Raw genomic sequence first — 24,969 nt, 5'->3', positions numbered from 1 at the left:
GACTTTTTTTAAAAAATTTTAAATTAATTCCGTCGCTTACGATCCCCGGGCTCATTCCGAGGGTGGAACGTAGCCTTCGGCCTGGGCGTAATCCTCGCCGGCGAAGAACTTGTCCATCTCGGCCTGGATGAATTTGCGATCCTCGGCATTCATCATGTTCAGGCGCTTCTCGTTGATCAGCATGGTCTGGTGGTCCTGCCACTCTTTCCAGGCCTTCTGCGAGATGTGCTCGAAGATGTCCTGGCCCTTGGCGCCGGGGTAAGGCGGGCGCTCCAGGCCTGGCAATTCTTCGTTGTACTTGCGGCACTTCACGGTGCGGGTCATGGGGTTTCTCCTGCAATCAGTTCGTCGGCCGCGCGTTGCAGCAGCTTCTTGACCGGGGCAGCAAGGCCCAGGCGCGGCGGGGTGGCGAGGTTATACCAGAGCCAGTCGGCCTCGGCCACGTGCGCCCCGACAGGCTCGACACGCACCAGCCACGGCTCGATTGCCAGCTGGAAGTGGCTGAAGGTGTGGGTCAGGCCCTGCAAAGCCTGGCTGCCGGCCAGGCGCAGGCCGTGCTGGTAGGCGAGGTCGTCGAGCTGCGCCAGGCTGTCCAGCTCCGGCAGGCTCCACAGCCCGCCCCACAGCCCGCTGGACGGGCGGCGGTACAGCAGGATGGCGCCTTCGTGGTTGGTCAGCAGCGGCATCAGCGTCTTGCGCTGGGGCAGCGCCTTGCGTGGCTTGGGCTCGGGGTAGCGGGTTTCTTCGCCGTGCAGGTGCGCTTCGCAACCGCGCTGCAGCGGGCAAATCAGGCAACTGGGCTTGCTGCGGGTGCACAGCGTGGCGCCCATGTCCATCATCGCCTGGGTGTAGTGGTTGGCCCGGGCCATGGGGGTGAAGCGCTCGGCGGTTGCCCACAGCTGGTTGGCCACCTTGGGCTCGCCGGGGTAGCCGGCCTGGGCGGTGTAGCGGGCCAGCACGCGCTTGACGTTGCCGTCCAGAATCGGCGCGCGGATACCCATGCTGATGCTGGCGATGGCCCCCGCTGTGGAGCGGCCGATGCCGGGCAGCTCGGTGAGCTGCTCGACGCTGCGCGGGAATTCGCCGCCATGCTGCTCGACGACGATCTTCGCGGCCTTTTGCAGATTGCGCGCGCGGGTGTAGTAGCCCAGGCCCGTCCACAGGTGCAGCACTTCGTCTTCCGGCGCCTCGGCCAGGGCCTGCACGGTGGGCAGCGCCTGCATGAAGCGGTCGAAGTAATTGAGCACGGTGCTCACCTGGGTCTGCTGCAGCATGATTTCAGACACCCACACCCGGTACGGGGTGATGCCCTGTTGCCAGGGCAGGTCGTGGCGGCCGTGCTGGTCGTACCACTCCAGCACCGCGCTGGAGAACTGCTGGGGGCTCATCGTTTGAACAGCCCCTTGAGCGCGTCTTTGAGTTCCGGGCTCACTTTGCCTCCGAGTTTCTCTTCGAGCTTTTCATCGATCTTGTCTTTCAGGCGGTTGCCGGCAAGCTTGGCCGCCACCTTGCCCAGGCCGTCCTGGTCCAGGCGGCAGGCCTTGGCGCCCAGCTCCAGCGGGCCGCGGCAGCGCAGCGGCACTTCAACGCCCACGTAGCGCTCGTTCACCTGGCAGGCCGGGTCGGGCATGGCGCGCTGGTCGCCTTCGACCACCACGCCGACGTTGTAGTCCATGCCCAGCACGCGCAGGTCGAGGTCGCCATTACCGTTCACCGTCAGGCCCGGGATGCGCGCCTTGAGGTCGGGGTTGCTGGCCACGCCGTTGCGGATTACCAGGCTGCCGCGCAGCTCCTGGAACGGCGTGTCCTTGCCGCGCGGCTCGCCGCTCAGTTGCTTGCGGTTGAGGGTGGCGATGGCCTGGCACAGCTGCTGTTCAAGGTTGGCGTTGACCAGCACACCATCGTTGATGGCAAAGCTGGCGGTGCCGTTCAAGGTGTCGACCAGCGCCTTCTGGCTGTTGCCGGTGGCGGTCAGGTTGCTGTCAAGGGTCAGCAGGCCCTTCACCGGCGGTGCCTGGTCAGGGCTTTCGCGCTTGATGAAGTGCTCCACCGGCACGCGGTTGATCTTGGTGTTGATGCCGATCTGCGGTACGGCTGGGCGCACGTCGACCGTGCCCTTGGCCTCGAAGCTGCCGTTGTACAGGCCGCCGCGCAGGGTTTGCAGGGTGAGCAGGCCACCTTGTCCGTTGGCGTTGAGCTGGGCGTCGCTGATCGGCAGCTTGTCCAGGGTCAGCGCACCGAAGGCAAGCTCAGCCTGCAGGTCGAGGGCGCGCAGGCGGTCCACCGGCAGCAGCTTGTCGTTGCTCCAGGCCTGTTGCGTCGGGGCGTTGGGCAGCGGCGTGGTGCCGGCGCCGGCCACCGCGGCAGACTCCTGCTGCTTGACCTCGGCCTGGCGCGCCGCGGTGGCGCCCTTGGCCTCTTCGCTTTTGGCCGGCAGGTAGCGGTCGGCGTTGAAGGTGTCGCCTTTCAGGCGCACGCGCAGGGCTTGCTTGGTGAAGTCTTCCACAGCCACACGGCCGCTGAAGGTGCTGTCATCCAGCTTCACCGCCAGGTCTTCCAGGGCCAGGCTGTTTTGCGAGCCTTCCAGACGGGTGACCAGCTCGAGCTTGTTGAACGCGGCCGGGTCGGCGGTGGCTGGCAGCGGCTGGCCGATGCCGTCGAGGAAGGTGCGCAGGTCGAACTGGGCGATGGACAGCGCGCCAGTGAGTTGCGGGGCTTTGTCCAGGTCGCGCAGGTTCAGCTCGCCGAGGGCGCGCAGCTGGTTGGCCGAGACCTTCAGCCCGCTCCACGACGCCACGTTGGCGGCCAGGTCGACCAGGACCTGGCCCTGGGCGGCGAAGGTCACGGTCTTGCCGGCCAGCGGCTCGCCCGAGGTTTCACCCGACAGGCGCAGGTCCTCGAGGTTGTAGCGCTTGAGCTTGCGGTCAAAGCGCAGCTCGCCGGCAAGCTCGGTGCGAGCCTTCATGTTCGGCTGGCTGGCTGCCAGGAAGGCGCTGGCCTTGAGCGGAATGTTCACACCTTCGTGCACGGCGCCGGTGCTCAGCTGGATGCTCTCGGCGCTGTAGGTCTGCCCGGCTTTTTCGTCGGTGTACAGAATTCGTGCGTTGTTCACGGTCAGGCTGTCGATGTCGAGCTTGACCGCGCGTTCGCTGCTGCTTTCGGGTTTGCTGACTGGGGCATCGGCGGGCGCGCTGGCGCCGCCGGCCGGGGCGCTGGCCACGTTCGCGTCGGGCAGCGGCTTGCCGATGTCTTCCCAGTTGCCGTGGCCGTTGGCATCACGGGTGAGGGTCAGGTTCAGGCCCTCGACCCGCACGTCGCTCATCTGCACTTCGCGGCGCAGCAGCGGCAGCACGCGCACCGACAGGCCAAGCATCTGCAGGTCGGCGAACGGCACCTTGGGGTTGTTCAGCGTGGCGATGCTCGCCTCGTGCAGCTCCAGGCCCAGCCACGGGAACAGGCTCCAGCCGATATCGCCGTTGAGGGTCAGTTCCACATGGGCCTTGTCGCGGGCCAGCTGGCGGATTTCGTCTTTGTAGTCGTTGGGATCGAAGAGGTGGGTCAGGGCGAAGCCCAGCGCCACGATGATCAGCAACAACCCGAGAAGCCCCAGCCCCAGGATTTTGCCGAACGCTTTCATGGGCGAGTCCTTGTAGTCCGATTTTGAAATTCAGCGGCGAGTATAGCGCCGTGCGGTATGGCTCTGCGTATCCGACGTTTCGACAGTTTGTGCAGGGGCAGTTCATTTATTCCCGCCCGCCCCTGTAGCAGCCGGCTTGCCGGCGATAGGGCCGGCGCAGGCCGCACACGGCCTTTGCTCCCAAGCGCAAAACGCCGCACCACCACACCTGGGTACAAGAATTATTGACTCAGTTGTCGAAAAAATAGGGATATCAGATTGCCTTCATGTCATCTGCAGCTGTTAATCTTGCGCCGCTTTTGCAGCCAACCGCGACCCATTGTCGCGGTCTGGTGCCGATAACGGCCGGGCCGCCTTGCGTGCAGCCACACAGAGCCGGGCATTGAAACTGCGAGCAAAGCCCACCTACAAGAGGAAAACCCATGAACAGCAGTATCACGGCAGGGGCGGCGACCGGTTCGCCGAGCTTCCTGTCGAAGGAGCGCATCATCGCCCGCCCGGGCTTCAACCGCTGGCTGGTCCCGCCGGCAGCCCTGGCCATTCACCTGTGCATCGGCATGGCCTACGGCTTCTCGGTGTTCTGGCTGCCACTGTCCCAGGCCCTGGGCGTCACCGCCCCGGTCGCCTGCGCCGCCGACATGGGCTTCGTCGCCCGCCTGTTCAGCGCCGAGTGCGACTGGCCGATCTCCATGCTCAGCTGGATCTACACCCTGTTCTTCGTGTTCCTCGGCTGCTCGGCCGCGGTACTCGGCGGCTGGCTGGAGCACGCCGGCCCGCGCAAGGCCGGCCTGGTATCGGCGCTGTGCTGGTGCGGCGGCCTGCTGATCTCGGCGATCGGCGTGAAAACCCACCAGCTGTGGCTGATGTGGCTGGGCTCGGGTGTGATCGGTGGTATCGGCCTGGGCCTGGGCTATATCTCGCCGGTGTCGACTTTGATCAAGTGGTTCCCGGACAAGCGCGGCATGGCGACCGGCATGGCAATCATGGGCTTCGGTGGAGGTGCCATGGTGGGCGCTCCTCTGGCCACTGCACTGATGGGCCATTTCGGCAGCAGCACCGAGGTGGGCGTATGGCAGAGCTTCGTCGCCATGGCCGCCATCTACTTCGTGTTCATGACCGCCGGCGCCCTGGCTTACCGCGTACCGCCGACCGGCTGGAAGCCTGAAGGTTGGACGCCGCCGGCGAAAAAAGCCAACGCCATGGTCACCGACCGCCACGTGCACGTCAGCGTGGCCTGGAAGACCCCGCAGTTTGCCCTGGTATGGCTGGTGCTGTGCCTGAACGTGTCGGCCGGTATCGGCATCCTCGGCATGGCTTCGCCGCTGCTGCAGGAAGTGTTCGCCGGCAAGCTGCTGGGCAACGAGCTGACCTTCAGCGAGCTGAACCCTGCGCAACTGGCGCAGATTGCCGCCATTGCTGCCGGCTTCACCGGCCTGTTGAGCCTGTTCAACATCGGCGGCCGCTTCTTCTGGGCGTCGTTCTCCGACTACATCGGCCGCAAGAACACCTACTTCGCCTTCTTCGCCCTGGGCGTGGGCCTCTACAGCCTGGTGCCGAACATGGGCCACCTGGGCAACGTGGCACTGTTCGTGGCGGCGTTCTGCATCATCCTGTCGATGTACGGCGGCGGTTTCTCCACCGTGCCTGCGTACCTGGCCGACCTGTTCGGCACGCAGATGGTCGGCGCCATCCACGGTCGCCTGCTGACCGCCTGGGCCGCTGCCGGCGTGCTCGGCCCGGTGCTGATCACCTACCTGCGTGAAGCGCAGCTGGCCGCAGGCGTGGAGCGGGCTGCGGCCTACGACATGACCCTGTACATCCTGGCCGGCCTGCTGGTGCTGGGCTTCATCTGCAACCTGCTGGTGCGCCCGGTGGCCGACAAGTACTTCATGACCGACGCCGAGCTTGCCGCAGAGCGCGCCCTGAGCCACGACAAGGGCGCCGACAGCGCGCGCTCGCTGGAGTGGAAAGCTTCCTCGGGCAGCCTGCCGCTGGTGCTGCTGGCCTGGGCCGTGGTGGTGATTCCGCTGGCCTGGGGTGTGTGGATCACCCTGCAGAAGACTGCAGTACTGTTCCACTGACAGGTGATTCAGCCGGCGCAGTGGCCGGCTGTTCCATCCTCATCGCGGGGCAAGCCCGCTCCCACAGGTCTTGTATAGACTTGTAGGAGCGGGCTCGCCCCGCGATTGCTTGTGCTGCCATATGTCATCCGCGTTTCAAGCCGGCGCGTTCTGGGCCTATAATGACGCCCTTTTCGCCCAATGATTTTGCGGAGCTGGTGATGGTCGAACGTAAGGCTTCCGTCGAGCGCAATACCCTGGAAACCCAGGTCAAGTGCTCGATCAACCTCGATGGCAGTGGCAAGGCCCGATTCGATATCGGCGTACCTTTCCTCGAACACATGCTGGACCAGATCGCTCGCCACGGGCTGATCGACCTGGATATCGAGTGCAAGGGCGACCTGCATATCGACGATCACCATACTGTCGAAGACGTCGGCATCACCCTCGGCCAGGCCTTCGCCAAGGCGGTCGGCGACAAGAAAGGCATCTTCCGCTACGGCCACTCCTACGTGCCGCTGGATGAAGCCCTGTCGCGCGTGGTCATCGACTTCTCCGGCCGCCCGGGCCTGCAGATGCACGTGCCCTACACTCGCGCCAGCGTTGGCGGCTTCGATGTCGACCTGTTCCAGGAGTTCTTCCAGGGCTTCGTCAACCACGCCCTGGTGACCCTGCACATCGACAACCTGCGTGGCCACAACACCCACCACCAGATCGAGACCGTGTTCAAGGCCTTCGGCCGTGCCCTGCGCATGGCGGTCGAGCAGGACGCGCGCATGGCCGGGCAGATGCCGTCCACCAAAGGGTGCCTGTAAATGCAGACCGTAGCCGTAATCGACTATGGCATGGGCAACCTGCACTCGGTGGCCAAGGCCCTCGAGCACGTGGGCGCCGGCAAGGTCGTGGTCACCAGCGACGCGGCGGTCATTCGTGAAGCCGACCGCGTGGTGTTCCCGGGCGTTGGCGCCATCCGCGACTGCATGGCCGAAATCCGCCGCCTGGGCTTCGACAGCCTGGTACGCGAAGTCAGCCAGGACCGCCCGTTCCTCGGCATCTGCGTGGGCATGCAGGCGCTGCTCGACCATAGCGAAGAAAACGACGGTGTCGACTGCATCGGCCTGTTCCCGGGCCAGGTGCGCTTCTTCGGCAAAGGCCTGCAAGAAGACGGCGAGCACCTGAAGGTGCCGCACATGGGCTGGAACGAAGTGAGCCAGACCATCGACCACCCGCTGTGGCACGACATCCCTGACCGTGCGCGCTTCTACTTCGTGCACAGCTACTACATCAACGCCGGCAAGCCCGGCCAGGTGGTCGGCCGCGGCCACTACGGCAACGATTTTGCCGCAGCGCTGGCCGACGGCTCGCGCTTTGCCGTGCAGTTCCACCCGGAGAAGAGCCACACCCATGGCCTGCAGCTGCTGCAGAACTTCGTCGCCTGGGACGGGCGCTGGTAAATGAGCAGGTCGAAGACCAAGGCCCCCGTCATCACCCTGGCCCCCGAGCAGGAGCGCGAGGCGCTCGACACCTTGAAGCGCTTCCTGGAAGACCGCTTCGAGCTGCAGCTGGGGTCGTTCGAGGTGGCCGAGGTCCTCGAGCTGTTCAGCAAGGAAATTGCACCCCATTACTACAACAGGGCGATTGCCGATGTTCAGCTGCACCTCAAGGAGCGGTTCGAGAGCATCGAAAGCGACCTGTGGGCGCTCGAGAAGCCCTGAACTCAACGAATTGGACAGGTCCCCAACATGCTGATTATCCCCGCTATCGATCTGAAAGACGGTGCCTGCGTGCGTCTGCGCCAAGGCCGCATGGAAGACTCCACGGTATTCTCCGACGACCCGGTGAGCATGGCCGCCAAGTGGGTCGAGGGTGGCTGCCGCCGCCTGCACCTGGTCGACCTGAACGGCGCCTTCGAAGGCCAGCCGGTCAACGGTGAGGTGGTCACCGCCATCGCCAAGCGCTACCCGTCCCTGCCGATCCAGATCGGCGGCGGCATCCGCTCGCTGGAAACCATCGAGCACTACGTCAAGGCTGGCGTCAGCTACGTGATCATCGGCACCAAGGCGGTCAAGCAGCCAGAGTTCGTCGCCGAGGCCTGCAAGGCCTTCCCGGGCAAGGTCATCGTTGGCCTGGATGCCAAGGACGGCTTCGTCGCCACCGACGGCTGGGCCGAAGTCAGCTCGGTGCAGGTCATCGACCTGGCCAAGCGTTTCGAGGCCGATGGCGTCTCGGCGATCGTCTACACCGACATCGCCAAGGACGGCATGATGCAGGGCTGCAACGTGCCCTTCACCAAGGCCCTGGCCGAAGCCACGCGCATTCCGGTGATCGCCTCGGGCGGCATCCACAACCTGGGTGACATCAAGGCCCTGCTGGACGCCAAGGCCCCCGGCATCGTCGGCGCCATCACCGGCCGCGCCATCTACGAAGGCACCCTCGACGTCGCCGAGGCCCAGGCCTTCTGCGACAACTACCAAGGCTGAGGAACGACCATGGCACTGGCCAAGCGCATCATCCCTTGCCTGGACGTGGACAACGGCCGGGTGGTCAAGGGCGTCAAGTTCGAGAACATCCGCGATGCCGGTGACCCGGTGGAAATCGCCCGTCGCTACAACGAGCAGGGCGCCGACGAGATCACCTTCCTCGACATCACCGCCAGCGTCGATGGCCGTGACACCACCCTGCACACCGTCGAGCGCATGGCCAGCCAGGTGTTCATCCCGCTGACCGTGGGCGGTGGCGTGCGTACCGTGCAGGACATCCGCAACCTGCTCAACGCCGGTGCCGACAAGGTTTCGATCAACACCGCCGCGGTGTTCAACCCGGAGTTCGTCGGCGAGGCGGCGGACCGTTTCGGCTCGCAGTGCATCGTCGTCGCCATCGACGCCAAGAAAGTCTCCGGCCCGGGCGAGGCCCCGCGCTGGGAGATCTTCACCCACGGCGGGCGCAAGCCCACCGGGCTGGATGCGGTGGAGTGGGCGAAGAAGATGGAAGGCCTGGGTGCTGGCGAGATTTTGCTGACCAGCATGGACCAGGACGGCATGAAGAACGGCTTCGACCTGGGCGTTACCCGCGCCATCAGCGATGCGCTGGGTATTCCGGTGATCGCCTCCGGTGGTGTGGGCAACCTGCAGCACCTGGCTGACGGCATTCTGGAAGGGCACGCCAGCGCGGTGCTGGCGGCGAGTATCTTCCACTTCGGTGAGTACACCGTGCCTGAGGCCAAGGCCTATATGGCTTCGCGCGGGATCGTCGTGCGCTGAAACATTGATTGGGACCGCTTTGCGGCCCATTCGCGGGCAAGCCCGCTCCCACAGGTATCGCACTGGCCTCAAGAGCAGTGCAGTACCTGTGGGAGCGGGCTTGCCCGCGAATGGGCCGCAAAGCGGCCCCAACGGCATCAGCCGTGATTCTTGCCGAGCAACGCGTGGTACAGCTCGGTATCCCCCAGAATCCCCACCACCTTGTCGTTCTCCTGCAGCACCAGCTTGTTGCCGGTCTGGTAACGAATCTGCAGCGCTTCGCGCATGCCGATGTCGGCGTGCACCAGCGTCGGCTTGCGCCCCAGGCCTTCCACCGCCTGCCCCGGTGCCCAGTTCTGCATGTCCAGGCCGTTCTGCCCCTGGCGTGCGCGCTTGATCGAGTTGCCTTCACCAAGGTCCAGCCACGAGTCGCCGCCCGGGTCCAGGCACACCGAGCCGTTGACCCGCTTGCAGTTGTCCAGGCTGCGCATCAGGCTGCGCCCGCACAGCACGTTCAGCGGGTTGGTGTGGGCAACGAAGGTACGCACGTACTCGTCGGCCGGGTTCAGCACGATCTCCTCGGGCTTGCTGTACTGGATGATCCGCCCGTCCTTCATGATCGCGATGCGGCTGCCCAGCTTCAGGGCCTCGTCCAGGTCGTGGCTGACGAACACGATGGTCTTGCTCAGCTTGGCCTGCAAATCCAGCAGCTCGTCCTGCAGGCCCTGGCGGATCAGCGGGTCGAGGGCCGAGAAGGGTTCGTCCATCAGCAGAATGTCGGCGTCCATCGCCAGCGCCCGGGCCAGGCCCACGCGCTGCTGCATGCCGCCAGACAGCTCGTCGGGCTTTTTATTGCGCCACTGGGTCAGGCCCACCAGCTCGAGTTTTTCGTCCACCAGCTTGCGCCGTTCCTTTTCAGGGCGGCCCTGCATCTCCAGGCCAAAGCTGATGTTCTCGCGCACCGTAAGCCAAGGCATCAGGGCGAACTTCTGGAACACCATGGCGATGCGCTTGGTGCGCATCATCTTCAGCTCCGCCGGGGTGCAGTGGGCAATGTCGATGTGCTTGTTTTCGTGCTCGACGAACAACTTGCCGCGGCTGACCGTGTTCAGGCCGTTGATGCAGCGCAGAAGGCTCGACTTGCCCGAGCCGGACAAGCCCATCAGCACGCAGATTTCGCCCTTGTTGATGTCCAGGTTGGCCTTTTCGACCCCCACCACCAGGCCGGTCTGCTTGAGAATCTGCTCGCGGGTCTGGCCCTTGTCGAGCAGCGCCAGCGCCTCGCGTGGCTTGCTCGAGAAGATTACGTCGACGTCTTCGAAACGAATGATGCTCATGCCTCACCCCTTGCCGGCAGCTCCGGTTGCTTGCAGATACGGTCGAGCATGATTGCCAGCAACACGATGGCCAGGCCCGCTTCGAAGCCGAGCGAGATATCGGCGGTGTTCAGTGCGTTGACCACAGGTTTGCCCAGGCCATCGGCGCCCACCAGGGCGGCGATCACCACCATCGACAGCGACAGCATGATGCATTGGGTCACGCCGGCGGCGATGCTCGGCATGGCATGGGGCAGTTCGATGCGGGTCAGCAGCTGGCGGCGCGAGCAGCCAAAGGCCTTGCCGGCGTCCATCAGCTCTTGCGGCACGTCGCAGATACCCAGGTAAGTAAGGCGGATCGGCGCGGCGATGGCGAACACCACGGTGGATATCAGCCCCGGCACCACACCCAGGCCGAACAGGGTCAGGGTGGGGATCAGGTAGACGAAGGTGGGCACGGTCTGCATCAGGTCCAGCACCGGGCGCATGGCGGTGTAGAACATCGGCTTGTGTGCGGCGAGGATGCCCAGCGGTACGCCGAAGGCCACGCACACCACCGTGGCGAAGCTGACTTGCGCCAGGGTTTCCATGGTTTCCTGCCAGTAGCCCAGGTTGAGGATGAGCAGGAACGACAGGGCGACGAATACGGTCAGTGCCCACTTGCGCTGAATCAGGTGCGCGAGGGCGGCGAACAGGGCGATGAGCACGAAAGGGTTGAACCAGGTCAAGGCACTGGTGACGCCATGGATCATGAATTCCAGGCCTTGAGCGATAGCGTCGAAGTAATTGGCGCCATTCTGGGTCAACCATTCGACGAATGAGGCGATGTACTGCCCCAGGGGTATTTTCTGATCGATAAGCATGATAGCGAGCTTCCACCTGCAAAGATTGAAATCAGTCCGGGGCGGCACGGTCCCGCCCCGAGGTAGTGCTTGTTGCTACTGCGAAATTCGTTGTTATTGAGCGAGTTTGGCCTTGGCCGCCTCAAGGCCGGGTTTGCCATCCACGGTGGTGACGCCGGCCAGCCAGGTGTCCAGCTTGCCAGGGTTGTCCTTGAGCCATTTTTTCGCGGCGGCTTCAGGTTTCATCTTGTCGTCCAGGACATAGCCCATCATCGTGCTTTCATCCTTGAGCTCGAACGACAGGTTCTTCAGCAGTTGGCCAACGTTGCTGCATTCCTGCGCATAGCCCTTGCGGGTGTTGGTCAATACGGTTGCCTTGCCGAACTCGGGGCCGAAGAACTCGTCGCCCCCTGTCAGGTACTGCATCTTGAAACGCGTGTTCATCGGGTGCGGCTCCCAGCCCAGGAACACCACCGCCTCGCCGCGCTTCTGCGCCCGGTCCACCTGCGACAGCATGCCCGCCTCGCTGGACTGCACGATCTTGAAACCGGCGTCCTTCAGGCCGAAGGCGTTCTTGTCGATCATGCTCTGGATGGTGCGGTTGCCGTCGTTACCCGGCTCGATGCCATAAATCTTGCCGTCCAGTTCCTTCTTGAACTTGGGGATGTCGGCAAAGTCCTTCAGGCCCTTGTCGTACAGGGCCTGGGGCACCGCCAGGGTGTACTTGGCGTTCTCCAGGTTGGCGCGCACGGTCTCCACGGTGCCGGCATCGCGGTACTGCTTGATGTCGTTTTCCATGGTCGGCATCCAGTTGCCGAGGAACACATCCAGGTCCTTGCCCGAGGCCAGCGACTTGTACGTGACCGGCACCGAAATCATGGTGGTGTGGGTCTTGTAGCCCAGCGCCTCGAGTACCACGCTGGTGGTGGCGGTGGTCACGGTGATGTCGGTCCAGCCAACGTCCGAGAAGCGTACCGTCTGGCACTGCTCGGGTTCGGCGGCCTGGGCCAGCAACGGTGCGCAGAGCATCGCGGCCAGCAACAGCGAGGGTGAAGCTTTCATAGGTGGACTCCTGTGATTTTATCTTCGGGTTCGCGGGGGCCGCCGGCGCTTTTTAGCGCGCCGGTGAGCCAGGCCTGCAGAGGGCAGGATGCGAGGCCGTGCAATACGAGTCGCTTTCGATAATCCTCCAGCGTTCGGCAATCGCCTACTGGTGGGGTCGTATCCAGTACAGGACGGGTCGCATCCAGTACGGGCGATGTCGCAATCGGGTTGTTCCACCCCCACACCCCGGTTTTTGCGTCGCCCGGCCGCTGGAAAGCGGCGCACAAGGCACCGGATCACAGCGGCGCTGCCGGACAAAAGTACGTCGGTTGCAGACGGCGGGGGGGTGGGCAAAAGCCCGATGATGCGAGCATTCCAAGGCGGCTCGACGTTTCAGCCTAGCAGTTGTGCAAGGCGTCGTTTGGCGTGCCCAGACAGCCCATCAAGAGGTGTTGCGACAATGGCCATCAGCGTGTTTGACCTGTTCAAGATCGGTGTCGGGCCTTCCAGCTCGCACACCGTCGGCCCCATGCGCGCCGCCGCGCTGTTCGTCCAGGGGCTGCGCGAGCGCGGCGAACTGGAGCAGGTAAGGCGCATCGAGGTGCGCCTGTACGGCTCGCTCTCGGCCACCGGCGTCGGCCACGGCACCGACAACGCCACCATCATGGGCCTGATGGGCGAATGGCCCGACTCCATCGACCCCACGCAGATCACCCCGCGCATCGCCGATTTGCGCGAAACCAACCTGCTGCAACTGGATAACCGCCTGCCCATCGAATTCGTCTGGGCCCGCGACATGCTGCTGCTGGACGAGAACCTGCCCTACCACCCCAACGCCATGACCCTGGTGGCCGAAGGCGCCTCTGGCGAGCTGCACCGCGACACCTACTACTCGGTGGGTGGCGGCTTTGTGGTCGACGCCGCGCAGGCCGCCAGCGGCGTGTTGGACGCCGATCAGACCGTGCTGCCGTACGACTTCAACAGCGCCGCCGAACTGCTGCGCCTGTGCAAGCAAAACGACCTGCGTGTGTCGCAATTGATGATGGCCAACGAGAAGGTCTGGCGCAGCGAGGACGAAATCCGCGCCGGCCTGCTCAAGCTCTGGCACGCCATGCAGGAGTGCGTGAACAACGGCCTGAAGTACGAAGGCACGCTGCCCGGCGGGCTTAACGTGCGCCGCCGCGCCGCCAAGCTGCACCGCAGCCTGCAGGAAATCGGCAAGCCCAACGTGATCGGCTCGACCATGAGCGCCATGGAGTGGGTCAACCTGTTCGCCCTGGCGGTCAACGAAGAGAACGCCGCCGGCGGGCGCATGGTCACCGCGCCCACCAATGGCGCGGCGGGCATCATCCCGGCAGTACTGCACTACTACATGCGCTTCTCCGATGTGGTGGACGAAACCAACGTGGTGGATTTCTTCCTCGGCGCCGCTGCGGTGGGCATTTTGTGCAAGAAGAACGCCTCCATCTCTGGCGCCGAAGTGGGCTGCCAGGGCGAGGTGGGCTCGGCTTGCGCCATGGCCGCTGCGGGCCTGGCCGAAGTGCTCGGCGCTACCCCGGCGCAACTGGAGAACGCCGCCGAAATTGCCCTTGAGCACAACCTGGGGCTTACCTGCGACCCGGTCGGCGGCCTGGTGCAGGTGCCCTGCATCGAGCGCAACGCCATTGCCGCGGTAAAAGCGATCAATGCCGTGCAGATGGCCCTGCGCGGTGACGGCGAACACTTCATCTCCCTCGACCAGGTGATCCGCACCATGCGTGACACCGGCGCCGACATGCACGACAAGTACAAGGAAACCTCGCGCGGCGGCCTTGCGGTCAGCGCCATCGAGTGCTGATGCGCCGTTTTGGCCCACCCCTGGCGGTTGCGCCATGTTATGGCGCAGCCGCCGCTCACGACCGGCCGTCGGCTGTCGTTACCAGTGTGCTCGTTGTCGGTGACACTCAAGTCTGTCGCTTCTGGGCAACCTTCCCACTTGTGCTACCGAACTGCTCAGCACAGACACGCAAAGGCGCTGGCCCGGCGCTTTGCGCATGAACCGCAACGCAAGAAAAAAGCCCTGCACGGCAACGAGATGACGTCGTTTTTGGGTTTTTTTGGATAGCCGTTCAATTTCAGGCACGGCGTTTGCGTTGAGATTGGCAAAGCCCCTGCATACGAACCGGGGTGATAACAAGAAACCAGTGCCCGCCTGAGGCACACCCTGCATTTGTGTGAGGAGAAATCGCGATGACGTCGTACACCTCCGGGAACCCAACCCAGAACCGCACAGCTCCACAGTCCATCGGTTTTCTCCTGCTGGACAACTTCACCCTCATTTCATTGGCCTCGGCGGTCGAGCCGCTGCGCATGGCCAACCAGCTGTCCGGCCGCGAGCTGTACCGCTGGCACACGCTGACCGTCGACGGTGGCCAGGTGTGGGCCAGCGACGGCCTGCAAATCACCCCCGACGCCGCCATGCACAGCGCCCCGCCGATGGACACCGTGATCGTCTGCGGCGGCGTGGGCATTCAGCGCACCGTCACCCGCGAGCACGTCACCTGGCTGCAGGCCCAGGCCCGCCAGTCGCGCCGCCTGGGCGCGGTATGCACCGGCAGCTGGGCACTGGCCTGCGCCGGCTTGCTCGACGGCTTCGATTGCAGCGTGCACTGGGAATGCCTGGCCGCCATGCAGGAGGCCTACCCGCGGGTCAACATGAGCACCCGCCTGTTCACCCTCGACCGCAACCGCTTCACCAGCTCCGGCGGCACTGCGCCGCTGGACATGATGCTGCACCTGATCAGCCGTGATCACGGCCGCGAGCTGTCGGCGGCAATCTCCGAAATGTTCGTCTACGAGCGCATCCGCAACGAGCAGGACCACCAGCGCGTGCCGCTCAAGCACATGCTCGGCACCAACCAGCCCAAGCTTCAGGAAATCGTCGCGCTGATGGAGGCCAACCTCGAAGAGCCGATCGACCTCGACGAACTGGCGGTTTACGTGTCGGTGTCGCGTCGCCAGCTCGAGCGATTGTTCCAGAAGTACCTGCACTGCTCGCCGTCGCGTTACTACCTCAAGCTGCGCCTGATCCGCGCGCGTCAGCTGCTCAAGCAGACGCCGATGTCGATCATCGAGGTGGCCTCGGTGTGTGGCTTCGTGTCCACGCCGCACTTCTCCAAGTGCTACCGCGAGTATTTCGGCATCCCGCCGCGTGATGAGCGCGTGGGCTCCAACACCACCCAACAAGTGGCGATGATGCCGATCCCGCAGGCCATGGCCCTGTCGCCCCACAGCGGGCCGATGGCAGCCCTCAGCCAGGCACGCAACGAATCGACCTTTGCCAGTGTGAGGCTCTGAGCCACCCTCATCGGCAGTCGGCTCCCTGTAGGAGCCGGCTTGCCGGCGATTGGCCCTCACCGCCGGATCAATACATATTGATAATGATTCTCGACAACAGGTAACATCGCCGCCCCCGAAACACCTTGGCATACCACCCCGTGGCGGACGACAAACTGCAGCTCTACCTGGCCCACCGCCCGGCACTGGTGGACTACGCCGCGCCGATCGTCGGCTGCCGCGCCCGTGCCGAGGATGTGGTCCAGGAAGCCTGGCTGCGCTTCAGCCGGCAGGCGGACGAGGCCGATATCCGCCACCCCGCCAGCTACCTGTACCGCATCGTGCGCAACCTGGCCCTCGACCAGACCCGCCGCACCGCCACTGAAAAAGCCCAGCCAGGCGGCGACGAGCTGCTCGCCGAACTGCCCGCCAGCACCGCTTCCCCCGAGCAGGCCGTCAGCCAGCAGAGCGAACTGGCCGCCATCAGCCGCGCCCTCGAGGAACTGCCCCTGCGCACCCGCACGGCCTTCGAGATGCACCGCCTGGGCGGCCATACCCTGCAGCAGGTGGCCAACCACCTTGAGGTGTCGGTGAGCCTGGTGCACCAGCTGGTGCGCGATGCCCTGGCCCACTGCCTGGCACGGCTGGAGGACGAGCTGTGAAAAAACCGCAGGCTGCCGCGTCTTTTGCTCAACGGGCCGACTCTGTGCGACCCTTCGCGCCCCCGAGCCCCAAGGAGACATGCCCGACATGACGTCAGCAGACCTCACCGCCAGCCGCCGCGAGCAGGCGCTGGACTGGCTCCTGCGCCTGCAGCAGGCCCCCCAGGACATGCCCCTGCGCGAGCAGTTCGAGCAGTGGCTGGCCAACGACCCCGGCAATGCCGAGGCCTACCGCAAGGCCGAGCGCCTGTGGCGCCTGAGCGGGCAGCTGGCGCCGACTACCTGCGAACAGTGGCCGGCCAGCGCCGAGGTGGTGCAACTGCCGGTGCGGCGCAAGGTGCCGCGGCGCTGGTGGCTGGGCGCTGCCGTGGCCGCCTGCCTGATGCTGGCGGTGGCGCCGTCGCTGAGCCTGCGCCTGCAGGCCGACTACCGCACCGCCCAGGGCGAGACCCGCGACGTCACCCTGGCCGACGGCAGCGTGGTGCAGCTGGACAGCGACACCGCCATCGCCGTGGACTACGCCGGCAACCAGCGCGATGTGCGCCTGCTCACCGGGCAGGCGTTCTTCGAAGTGAAGCCCGACAAGCGCAAGCCCTTCCATGTACGCGCCGAGGGCGTGCAGGTGACCGTCACCGGTACTGCCTTCAACGTGCAGCTGCGCCCGGGCAGGGTAGGCGTGGACGTGCAGCATGGCTCGGTGCGGGTCGAGGATTCGGCCAAGGTGCTGGCCGCCGCGCTGACTGCCGGGCAGCGCCTGCGCTACCGCGACGGCCAGGCCCAGCTAAGCACGTTCGCGCCTTCGCAGGCCGCCGCCTGGCGCCAGGGCCAGCTGATTGCCGACGACCAGCCGGTGGCCGAGCTTGTGCAGGAACTGGCGCGCTACCTGCCGGGCACGGTGCTGCTGCGCGACGATGCGCTGGGCAGCAAGCGGGTGACCGGCGTGTACGACCTGCGCAAACCCGAGGCGGCACTGCGAGCCGTGATCCGCCCCCATGGCGGCGAAGTGCGCAGCTATGGCCCGTGGCTGCTGGTGCTGAGCAAGCCCTGAAAACGGCATTGCCGGCCTCATCGCCTATAGGAGCCGGCAAGCCGGCTCTCATAGAACAAACTACAACTCATTGATTGAACACGGTTCCCGTGGGAAGCGGCCTTGTGTCGCGATGGGCTGCGCAGCAGCCCCGGCAATTTTGCATGAGGCTGAGGCCTTGGGGCCGCTTCGCGCCCCATCGCGACACAAGGCCGCTTCCCACAGGGGCTGGGTACATCTGCGAGACCAGTTCTCTGCGCGACAGCGCAGCCCGAAAGGGCTGGGTGATCTCCTACAGGGCCGCGTACAGCCCCCGCGTAAACCGCCCAAAAAAATTTTTTAACAAATTTCTGAAAAACCGCTGAACTGCCCCGTCTTCTCCCCCGCGCGCAACAACTGATAGCGATTCGTATTCAATTTTGCAGCCCGGCGATTGCCCGGGGCGGGGATGTGGGATGACTGAAACAACAAGCCTTAGGACGCGCCAGGCGCGGGAGTGGTCGTTGCGTGCAGTTCAGGCTGCCGGGGCTGGCGTGCTGGCGGCGTGCTGCCTGATGACCTTGCCAGCTGCCCAGGCCCGTACCGACGCCGAACAGGCGCTGCTGGCGCAGGTGCATGGTTTCAACATCCCAAGCCAGGACCTGGCCATGGCCCTGATCACCTTCGGTCAGCAGAGCGGCCTGCAGGTCAGCGTCGACCCCGACCTGCTGCAAGGCCTGGCCTCCACGGCGATCAGCGGCAACCTCAGTAGCGAAGTCGCCTTGTCGCGCCTGCTGCAAAGCAGCGGCATCACCTGGGACTATGAAACCGGCACCTTCACCTTCCGCCTGCTGCACAGCGACGGCGATGGCCCGTTGGAGCTGCACAACACCGTGGTGCTCGGCGACACGCAAGAAAACAGCTACATGGGTACCACGGTGATCGGCAGCCGGGCCATCAAGGCCTTCCCCGGCGCCAACGGCGACATCACCACCTTGCTGCAGATGCACCCCAGCGTACAGTTCAGCACCAGCCAGCAAAGCTCCAACACCCCTGGCGAAATCGCCCCGGCCGACATCAGCATCAACGGCGCCAAGTACTACCAGAACAACTTCATGATCGACGGCATCTCGATCAACAACGACCTCGACCCCGGCGCCCACGACTACAACGCCGTGCGCCAGTTCGACTCCTCGCCCAGCCGCTCCCACGGCATTGCCCTGGACGCCAACCTGCTCGAGGAAGTGCGGGTCTACGACAGCAACGTGCCGGCCAGCTACGGTGGCTTCAACGGCGGTGTGGTCGATGCCATCACCCGCCGCCCGAGCCGGCAGATGCACGGCAATATCTCGTACTCCATGACCCGCTCGGAGTGGACCCGCTACCACATCGCCGACGGCGACCAGGAAAGCTTCGCCAACGCCTCCAACGAGCAGTACCAGCCGGATTTCGAGAAGACCACCCTGCGCGGCACCCTCGAAGGCCACTTCACCGACGACTTCGGCGCCATTTTCAGCTTCTCGCAGAAGCGCTCGGTGATCCCGCTGAAGGCCTACAGCAACGGCTACACCAACCCCAACGCCGACAACGAGAAGGACCAGACCCGCAGCCTCGACAACTACATGGTCAAGACCTACTGGAACGTCAACGACCGCCTGACCCTGGATGCCTCGCTGCTGTATGCCCCCGGCGAAGACCTGTACTTTCGCGAGAACGCCCTGAACTCCGAGTTCACCACCAGCACTGGCGGCACTCAGGGCTCGCTCAAAGCCACCTGGCTGGCCGATACCGCCACCTGGACCCACACCCTGGCGGTGTCGGAGCTTTCCAGCTCGCGGGACGCGCAGTCCAACGAGTTCATCAACTGGTACTACTCCGACGTGAAGAACTGGGGGGTTACCACCGCGACCACGCCACGCAGTGCCGAAGGCTCCTACGGCAGCATCGAGCAGGTGCAAAAGCGCCTGGATTACACCGCCGATGCCGTCTGGCAAACCTTCCAGTTCGCCGGCGGCACCCACACCGTCAACAGCGGCATCCAGCTGGGCTACACCCGCGCCAGTTGGGAGCGCGAAACCGAGGCCAGCAGCGTCACCACCCTGACCCGTGACACCGGCACCGACTGCGGCGGCGACCCGCTGTGCTCGGTGGGCAAGCTGTACAACAGCACCAACACCCGCCAGTGGGCCAACGCGCAGAGCATCTACCGCGCCGGCCGCATCGAGGTGGACGAGAAGCGCTACGCGCTGTACATCCAGGACAGCATGCAGTTCGGCAAGCTCGGCCTGCGCCCGGGCCTGCGCTACGAGGGCGATGACTACATGGAGAAGAAGACCCTCGCGCCGCGCTTTTCCGGTGACTACGACTTCTTCGGCGACCGCAGCACCGTGCTGGTGTTCGGTGCCAACCGCTATTACGGGCGCAACCTGTACAAGATGCGCCTGGACGATGGCCGTGACCAGCTCAACAGCCGCTACCGCCGCACCTCGCAGACCGGCCCCTGGACCTACCTGTCGACCTTGAGCGGCGACGTGCGCTTTTCCTCGCTGGACATTCCCTACGATGACGAGCTGATGGTCGGTCTGGACCAGCTGTGGCTGAACACCGATTTCAGCCTCAAGTACGTGCATCGCGCCGGCCACGACAAGGTGGTGAAGTCATACCGCAACGTGGTCGGCGCGCCGGTGGTCGACGGCTACACCTCCAACTACTACGTCTACACCAACCAGGGCAGCAGCGAGAGCGACAACATCACCCTGACCATCACCCCGCGTGACGAAATCAAGCTGGCCGGCACCCGAACCAGCCTGCAATGGGCCTTTGGCTGGATGCGCAGCGAAGACTCGCACCGTACCTACGACTCGATCATCAACCGCGACGAATACAACGACAGCGACGTGATCTACGACGGCAAGCGCATTTCGTACCTGCAACTGCCGCCCGACAACTTCAACCGCCCCTGGACCCTGCGCATGACCTCGATCACCGAGATCCCGCAGTGGAACATTACCTGGAGCAACTTCCTGCGTTACCGCGGGCCGTACAAGCAGATCATCGACACCGGCAGGGAGATCGACGACGGCGGCGAATCGCTGGCGGTGTACGAGGCCGCGCAGGTGGGTGGTGCGGCCACCTGGGACATGCGCGTTGACTGGGAGCTGCCCACCGGCAAGGACCAGGCGCTGTTCGTCGGTGTCGATGTGAAAAACGTCACCGACAAGATCAACGAAACCATCAGTGCCGGCAGCAGCGCCAACGTGCGCTACGAAACCGGCCGCCAGTACTGGCTCGAAGTCGGCTACCGCTTCTGACCCGCCCCTTACAAGAACCGTGGATACCCTGATGAAAAAACTCATTGCGGGCCTGCTCGGCCCGCTGCTGCTCGGCGGCTGCGCCTCAATCACCGAAGCCGACCTGCCCTGGGACCCCCAGGTGGTCCACGGCCAGCTGGCCAACGGCCTGGCCTACCGCCTGGTGCGCGAAACCTCGCAGCCCGGGCGCCTGGACCTGCGCCTGACGGTCAAGGCAGGCTCCGTGGACGAAGCCGACGACCAGGTTGGTGTGGCGCACATGGTCGAGCACCTGACCTTCCACAGCCGCGCCGGCGGCCAGCAGAAGCTGCGCGAGCGCATGACCGCGCTGGGCTGGGTGCAGGGGCGCAACTTCAACGCGGTGACCAACTACGAGCGCACCCAGTACCTGATCGGCCCGCCGGCCGGCGTGCGCCAGGCGCCGCAAGCCTTGCAGGCGCTGGCCGACTTGGTGTTCGCCCGCGACTACACCGCCGACGACCTCGAGCGCGAGCGCCCCATCGTCATCGAAGAATGGCGCGGCGGCCTGGGCGTGGCCCAGCGCATGAACGAGCAGCGCACCGCCTCGCAGCGCGCCGGCTCCGCCTACCCAGGGCACCGCACCATCGGCAACGAGGCGGCCATCCGCTCGGCCAGCCTGGAAAGCCTCAAGGCCTACCAGTCGCGCTGGTACCTGCCCAACAACATGGTGATCTCGGCGGTCGGCGACTTCGACCCGCAGCAGCTCAAGGCGCAGATCGAACAGGCTTTCGGCCAGGCCAAGGCCGGTGAAGTGCCCGGCCGCGAGCAGCGCGAACTGCCGCTGGACGACCAGCTGAAGATCTTCCGCCTGCAAGACCCGCAATCGGGCAGTAACCAGGTGGCGCTGTTGCTGCGCCTGCACGAACCGGACAGCCGCGGCACCTCCTATGCGGCGCTGCGCGAAAAGCTGATCGACCGCATGACCCTGAGCGCGCTGCTCGATACCCTGCGCCGCCAACCCTTGCCTGCCGGGGTGCGCAGCCTGACCGCGCAGAAGACCTTGATCGGCGAGCACTCCACGGTGCTGGGCATCGCCGCCGGTGTCGATGGCCAGGCCCACCCGCAGGCCCTGCAGGGGCTGCTGAGCGAAATCGAGCGCCTGCGCCAGCATGGCTTGGGCCCCGCCGACCTAAAGCGCGAACGTACCGTCATCGCCAAGCTGGCCACCAAAACGGTTAAAAACCAGACGCCGCGTACCTTCGAGCAATGGGTCGAGCAACTGAACAACGCCGCCGTGCAGGACCGCCCGGTAAACGAGCGAGCAGCCGTTGGCCGGCGTTACCAGAAGGTGCTGCGCACGGTGGGGCTGAACGACCTGAATGACCGCCTGCGGCTGTGGCTGAACAGCCCCGACCGGGTGCTGCAAGTCAGCGCCCCGGGCACCTCGGTGCTGGCCCTGCCGACGGTTGCCGAGGTGCAGGCGCAGCAGGCCGCGCTGGCGGCCCGCAAGCTCGATGCCCCGGTGCGCAAGGCGCCGCCCGCGGCGCCCGCGACCCCGGTGAAAATGCCCGAAGCACCGGCGTCGGCGCTCATCGTCGAGCGCAAGGCGTTCCCCGAGCAGCAGGTCGAGCACTGGCAGTTGAGCAACGGCGACCGCCTGGTCTGGCTCAAGCGCCCAGGCCCGGAAGGCAAGCTGCAGCTGCAAGCCGAGTCGTCCGCCGGCTATCGCCTGGAAGGCGCGCCGGTGTGGCGTGTGCAAATGGCCGCGCAACTGGCTGTGCGCAGCGGCACCCCGGGCATGGCCCCGCAAGCCCTGGCCAATTGGCGCCAGGCCAAGCGTGCCAACCTGAGCCACGAGCACCAGCCCCAGCGCCTGCAACTGAGCCTGGGCGCGCCGCCCGAGCAGTTGCAGGCCCTGCTGCAAAGCTACCGCGTCAGCCAAGTGGCGAGTATCGACCCTGCGCTGTTTACCGAGTCCCGCGACGAGCTGCTGCAACGCCTGCGCAGCCGCCCGGACGATGTGCGCAGCCGCCAGGACGCCGTGCAGCGCCAGCTCAAGTTCGGCGCCGACCACTGGCAGGCGCCAAGCGCCGAGGCGCTGCAGGCCCTGACCACCGAGCAACTGAATGCCGACTGGCAGCAACTGGTCGGCGCGCCGGTGACCTACTACCTGATGGGCGATTTGCCCAGCGAGCAGCTCGAGCCCCTGGTGCGCAGCTTGCTGGCGACCATCCCGCGGCGCGCCGCACCGCCGGCCAGCCAAGCTGCGTTGCAGCAGCCCGGCCAGCGCCGTGAAGACCTGGCCATCGCCCTGGAGCCGCGCGCGGTGCTGCAAGCCAGCAGCTACCACGACCAGCCCTGGAGCCCAGAGGCCGCGGTGCGTGTGGCGGTGCTGCGCGACCTGGCCAACCAGCGCCTGAAGGCCCAACTGCGCGGCGAAGCCTCGGGGGTGTACCGCCTGCGCTTCGACAGCGAGCTGAACCCTGACACCCAGCGTGTCGAAAGCAGCCTGAGCTTCACTTGCGACCCCGCCCGGGTGGATGAGCTCTGGGCCATGGCCCAGCGCACCCTGGCCAGCCTGAACGTCGATGAGCAATGGGTGCAGCACGAGCGCCGCGAGCTGCTGCGCCAGGAAGGCAAGCGCCGGGAAGACCCCCAGACCCAGTTCAAGCGCCTGGTGCTCAGCGAGCGCCGCTGGCAAGACCCGCGCTACCTGCACACCCAGGCGCAACTGCCCGAGGCGCTGACCCTGGCTGAGCTGCAACAGCAGGCCAGGCAGTTGTTCCCCCGCGCCAACCAGGTGCAACTGCGCCTGCTGCCGTCGGCCAGCGCCTTGGAGCAAGCCCGTTGAACACGCTGCGCACTTTCTATCGCCTGAGCCTGCCGTTCTGGCGTGACCGCAGCCAGTGGCAGGCCTGGCTGATGCTTGCTGCGGTGATCGGCCTGGGCCTGCTGGTGGTGCAGATCAACGTGCTGATCAACAGCTGGAGCAAGACCTTTTACGACACCCTCACCGCGTTCGACACCCACGCCTTGTACGGGCTGGTGGGGGAGTACACGTTGTACCTGGCGGCCTATGTGCTGATCATCGTGTTCCTCGACTACATCCGCAAAGGCCTGGTGCTGCGCTGGCGCCAGGCGATGACCGGGCGCCTGACTGATGCCTGGCTGGCCGACCAGGCGTTCTACCGCCTGGGGCTCAACGGCGAGCCGGACAACCCCGACCAGCGCATTGCCCAGGACGTCGACATCATGGTCGATCTGTCCATCGAGCTGGTGGCCTCCCTGGTGATCAACCTGGCCCAGGTCGGCGCCTTCGTGGTGATCTTGTGGAACCTCTCCGGGGTGCAGACCTTCGAGCTGTTCGGCGACAGCTACACCGTGCACGGCTACCTGGTGTGGATCGTGCTGGCCTACACCCTGTTTGGCAGCCTGCTGACCCACCTGATCGGCAAGCCGCTGCACCGTCTGAACTACGAGCGCGAGCACCGCGAGGCGGATTTTCGCGCAAGCCTGTTGCGCAAACGCGACCATGCCGAGCAGATCGCCCTGTACCGTGGCGAGGCCGTGGAGCGCCAGCAACTGGCGCAGCGCTTCGCCGCCATTGCCCAGAACTGGCGCCAGCTGATGGGCCGCGAGCGCGACCTTGGGCTGTTCACCGTCGCCTACCAGCGCCTGAGCCTGATCATCCCGGTGTTCGCCGCGCTGCCGGCGTTCATGGCCAAGGCCATCACCCTGGGCGGGCTGATGCAGATCCGCAGCGCGTTCAACGCGGTGCACGACTCGCTGAGCTGGTTCATCAAGCTGTACACCAAGCTGGTGCGCTGGAGCGCGGCGCTGGAGCGCCTTGACCAGTTCGAACAGGCCATCGCTGCCAGCCGCCGCAGTGCAAGCCAAGCGCCCCGCGGCGAATGCCTGTGCGCGCAGGGCCTGACCTTGTGCCGGCCCGATGGCAGTGTGCTGCTGGGCGATGTGCAGCTGCAGGCTGCGCCCGGCCAGTGGCTGCGCCTGGCCGGGCGCAGCGGGCTCGGCAAGTCGACCTTGCTGCGCACCTTGCAGGGCCTGTGGCCGTATTGCCTGGGCGACTGGCAACTGCCCGGTGGGCGCAGCCTGCTGCTGCCGCAAAAGCCCTACCTGGCGCACATGAGCCTGCGCCAATTGCTGGCTTATCCACAGCTAGCGTCGATGGATGATGTGCAATTGGTCGATGTGCTGGGCAAGGTCGGCCTGGGCGAGCTGATTGGCCAACTGGACAGGCAGGCGGAGTGGGAGCGGGTGCTGTCAGGTGGCGAGCAGCAGCGCTTGAGCCTGGCGCGGGCACTGCTGTACCGGCCCGATACGCTGTACCTGGACGAAGCGACCAGCCAGCTGGACATGGGTAGCGCGAAAGCATTGTTGCAGATGCTGCGGCGCGAGTTGCCGGGCTGTACGGTGGTGGGGGTGACCCATCAGGAAGGGCTGGCGCAGTTGTTCGAGCAAACCATTGAGCTGGAGAAACAGGCCGAGCCTGCGTAAAGCAGGGCAGGCCTAATCGCGGGCAGGCTCCGTTCCTATGGAAAAAATCACAACTCGTTGA

The 24,969-nt window shown here is 65.3% G+C and carries 19 protein-coding genes; 13 read left to right on the top strand and 6 right to left on the bottom strand.

The genetic code is table 11. The features are described 5' to 3' along the window. Positions 1-51: 51 nt before the first annotated feature. From KSS93_RS00320 to KSS93_RS00310, 3 genes are read right to left on the bottom strand one after another with little or no spacing between them, the layout of a single operon-like run. A complete protein-coding gene (locus KSS93_RS00320; RefSeq protein ID WP_217841375.1) occupies positions 52-324 on the bottom strand; it encodes an oxidative damage protection protein in 273 nt (90 codons plus the stop codon). After that, a complete protein-coding gene (mutY, locus tag KSS93_RS00315; RefSeq protein WP_217841376.1) occupies positions 321-1,388 on the bottom strand; it encodes an A/G-specific adenine glycosylase in 1,068 nt (355 codons plus the stop codon). The genes KSS93_RS00320 and mutY overlap by 4 nt, the downstream gene beginning before the upstream one ends. Further along, the gene (locus KSS93_RS00310) at positions 1,385-3,637 is read right to left on the bottom strand and encodes an AsmA family protein (RefSeq protein WP_217886693.1); all 2,253 of its coding nucleotides are present in this window, start codon (positions 3,635-3,637) and stop codon (positions 1,385-1,387) included. Before KSS93_RS00310 ends, mutY begins: the two co-directional genes overlap by 4 nt. A gap of 422 nt (positions 3,638-4,059) precedes the next feature. On the opposite strand from KSS93_RS00310, the gene KSS93_RS00305 reads away from it, so the two are divergent. The 6 genes from KSS93_RS00305 to hisF all read left to right on the top strand — a co-directional run bounded on the left by KSS93_RS00305 (position 4,060) and on the right by hisF (position 8,957). Then, positions 4,060-5,718, top strand: coding sequence for an OFA family MFS transporter (locus KSS93_RS00305; RefSeq protein WP_217886692.1), 1,659 nt, complete (start codon positions 4,060-4,062; stop codon positions 5,716-5,718). A gap of 200 nt (positions 5,719-5,918) precedes the next feature. Continuing rightward, complete coding sequence (gene hisB / locus KSS93_RS00300; RefSeq protein ID WP_217841379.1) at positions 5,919-6,512, top strand: imidazoleglycerol-phosphate dehydratase HisB; 594 nt, start codon at positions 5,919-5,921, stop codon at positions 6,510-6,512. Next, positions 6,513-7,151 (top strand): imidazole glycerol phosphate synthase subunit HisH, encoded by a 639-nt coding sequence (hisH, locus tag KSS93_RS00295; RefSeq protein WP_217886691.1) that lies wholly within the window; start codon positions 6,513-6,515, stop codon positions 7,149-7,151. Next, positions 7,152-7,412 carry a DUF2164 domain-containing protein gene (locus KSS93_RS00290; protein WP_217886690.1) on the top strand — a complete coding sequence of 87 codons (261 nt, stop codon included), beginning with the start codon at positions 7,152-7,154 and terminating at the stop codon, positions 7,410-7,412. A 27-nt stretch (positions 7,413-7,439) separates the two neighbouring features. Next, the gene (gene hisA / locus KSS93_RS00285) at positions 7,440-8,177 is read left to right on the top strand and encodes a 1-(5-phosphoribosyl)-5-[(5-phosphoribosylamino)methylideneamino]imidazole-4-carboxamide isomerase (protein ID WP_217886689.1); all 738 of its coding nucleotides are present in this window, start codon (positions 7,440-7,442) and stop codon (positions 8,175-8,177) included. 9 nt (positions 8,178-8,186) lie between these two features. Beyond that, entirely contained in the window at positions 8,187-8,957 is a 771-nt protein-coding gene (hisF, locus tag KSS93_RS00280) for an imidazole glycerol phosphate synthase subunit HisF (protein ID WP_011536177.1), read from the top strand. Between the two features lie 137 nt (positions 8,958-9,094). Here hisF and choV read toward each other — a convergent pair whose 3' ends face one another. The 3 genes from choV to KSS93_RS00265 form a co-directional block, all read right to left on the bottom strand. Continuing rightward, entirely contained in the window at positions 9,095-10,273 is a 1,179-nt protein-coding gene (gene choV / locus KSS93_RS00275) for a choline ABC transporter ATP-binding protein (protein ID WP_217886688.1), read from the bottom strand. Beyond that, positions 10,270-11,118 carry a choline ABC transporter permease subunit gene (gene choW / locus KSS93_RS00270; protein WP_217843499.1) on the bottom strand — a complete coding sequence of 283 codons (849 nt, stop codon included), beginning with the start codon at positions 11,116-11,118 and terminating at the stop codon, positions 10,270-10,272. The genes choV and choW overlap by 4 nt, the downstream gene beginning before the upstream one ends. A gap of 90 nt (positions 11,119-11,208) precedes the next feature. Then, a complete protein-coding gene (locus KSS93_RS00265) occupies positions 11,209-12,156 on the bottom strand; it encodes a choline ABC transporter substrate-binding protein (RefSeq protein ID WP_217886687.1) in 948 nt (315 codons plus the stop codon). A gap of 442 nt (positions 12,157-12,598) precedes the next feature. Here KSS93_RS00265 and KSS93_RS00260 point away from each other — a divergent pair, with 442 nt between their 5' ends. The 7 genes from KSS93_RS00260 to KSS93_RS00230 all read left to right on the top strand — a co-directional run bounded on the left by KSS93_RS00260 (position 12,599) and on the right by KSS93_RS00230 (position 24,908). Next, a complete protein-coding gene (locus KSS93_RS00260) occupies positions 12,599-13,975 on the top strand; it encodes an L-serine ammonia-lyase (protein WP_217886686.1) in 1,377 nt (458 codons plus the stop codon). Between the two features lie 392 nt (positions 13,976-14,367). Next, the gene (gene gbdR, locus KSS93_RS00255; RefSeq protein WP_217841386.1) at positions 14,368-15,474 is read left to right on the top strand and encodes a choline metabolism transcriptional regulator GbdR; all 1,107 of its coding nucleotides are present in this window, start codon (positions 14,368-14,370) and stop codon (positions 15,472-15,474) included. A gap of 140 nt (positions 15,475-15,614) precedes the next feature. Then, positions 15,615-16,115 (top strand): sigma-70 family RNA polymerase sigma factor, encoded by a 501-nt coding sequence (locus KSS93_RS00250; RefSeq protein WP_217888650.1) that lies wholly within the window; start codon positions 15,615-15,617, stop codon positions 16,113-16,115. 88 nt (positions 16,116-16,203) lie between these two features. Further along, on the top strand, positions 16,204-17,163 hold the full coding sequence (locus KSS93_RS00245; protein WP_217886685.1) for a FecR family protein: 960 nt from the start codon (positions 16,204-16,206) through the stop codon (positions 17,161-17,163). 482 nt (positions 17,164-17,645) lie between these two features. Continuing rightward, positions 17,646-20,432 carry a TonB-dependent receptor gene (locus KSS93_RS00240; protein ID WP_225917273.1) on the top strand — a complete coding sequence of 929 codons (2,787 nt, stop codon included), beginning with the start codon at positions 17,646-17,648 and terminating at the stop codon, positions 20,430-20,432. A gap of 31 nt (positions 20,433-20,463) precedes the next feature. Beyond that, complete coding sequence (locus KSS93_RS00235; protein ID WP_217886683.1) at positions 20,464-23,244, top strand: M16 family metallopeptidase; 2,781 nt, start codon at positions 20,464-20,466, stop codon at positions 23,242-23,244. Further along, positions 23,241-24,908 carry an ABC transporter ATP-binding protein/permease gene (locus KSS93_RS00230; RefSeq protein WP_217886682.1) on the top strand — a complete coding sequence of 556 codons (1,668 nt, stop codon included), beginning with the start codon at positions 23,241-23,243 and terminating at the stop codon, positions 24,906-24,908. Before KSS93_RS00235 ends, KSS93_RS00230 begins: the two co-directional genes overlap by 4 nt. The last annotated feature ends 61 nt before the right edge of the window (positions 24,909-24,969 follow it).

It is taken from the genome of Pseudomonas xanthosomatis (assembly GCF_019139835.1).
Lineage (GTDB): Bacteria > Pseudomonadota > Gammaproteobacteria > Pseudomonadales > Pseudomonadaceae > Aquipseudomonas > Aquipseudomonas fakonensis.
Note: the sequence above shows the minus strand (reverse complement) of the source record. Positions and strands in the feature narration are given on the sequence as shown.

What these genes read in the sequence shown, in the direction of transcription:
- KSS93_RS00320 (WP_217841375.1), bottom strand. Translation starts at nt 324, where the DNA reads ATGACCCGCACCGTGAAGTGCCGCAAGTACAACGAAGAATTGCCAGGC.
- mutY (WP_217841376.1), bottom strand. Translation starts at nt 1,388, where the DNA reads ATGAGCCCCCAGCAGTTCTCCAGCGCGGTGCTGGAGTGGTACGACCAG.
- KSS93_RS00310 (WP_217886693.1), bottom strand. Translation starts at nt 3,637, where the DNA reads ATGAAAGCGTTCGGCAAAATCCTGGGGCTGGGGCTTCTCGGGTTGTTG.
- KSS93_RS00305 (WP_217886692.1), top strand. Translation starts at nt 4,060, where the DNA reads ATGAACAGCAGTATCACGGCAGGGGCGGCGACCGGTTCGCCGAGCTTC.
- hisB (WP_217841379.1), top strand. Translation starts at nt 5,919, where the DNA reads ATGGTCGAACGTAAGGCTTCCGTCGAGCGCAATACCCTGGAAACCCAG.
- hisH (WP_217886691.1), top strand. Translation starts at nt 6,513, where the DNA reads ATGCAGACCGTAGCCGTAATCGACTATGGCATGGGCAACCTGCACTCG.
- KSS93_RS00290 (WP_217886690.1), top strand. Translation starts at nt 7,152, where the DNA reads ATGAGCAGGTCGAAGACCAAGGCCCCCGTCATCACCCTGGCCCCCGAG.
- hisA (WP_217886689.1), top strand. Translation starts at nt 7,440, where the DNA reads ATGCTGATTATCCCCGCTATCGATCTGAAAGACGGTGCCTGCGTGCGT.
- hisF (WP_011536177.1), top strand. Translation starts at nt 8,187, where the DNA reads ATGGCACTGGCCAAGCGCATCATCCCTTGCCTGGACGTGGACAACGGC.
- choV (WP_217886688.1), bottom strand. Translation starts at nt 10,273, where the DNA reads ATGAGCATCATTCGTTTCGAAGACGTCGACGTAATCTTCTCGAGCAAG.
- KSS93_RS00265 (WP_217886687.1), bottom strand. Translation starts at nt 12,156, where the DNA reads ATGAAAGCTTCACCCTCGCTGTTGCTGGCCGCGATGCTCTGCGCACCG.
- KSS93_RS00260 (WP_217886686.1), top strand. Translation starts at nt 12,599, where the DNA reads ATGGCCATCAGCGTGTTTGACCTGTTCAAGATCGGTGTCGGGCCTTCC.
- gbdR (WP_217841386.1), top strand. Translation starts at nt 14,368, where the DNA reads ATGACGTCGTACACCTCCGGGAACCCAACCCAGAACCGCACAGCTCCA.
- KSS93_RS00245 (WP_217886685.1), top strand. Translation starts at nt 16,204, where the DNA reads ATGACGTCAGCAGACCTCACCGCCAGCCGCCGCGAGCAGGCGCTGGAC.
- KSS93_RS00235 (WP_217886683.1), top strand. Translation starts at nt 20,464, where the DNA reads ATGAAAAAACTCATTGCGGGCCTGCTCGGCCCGCTGCTGCTCGGCGGC.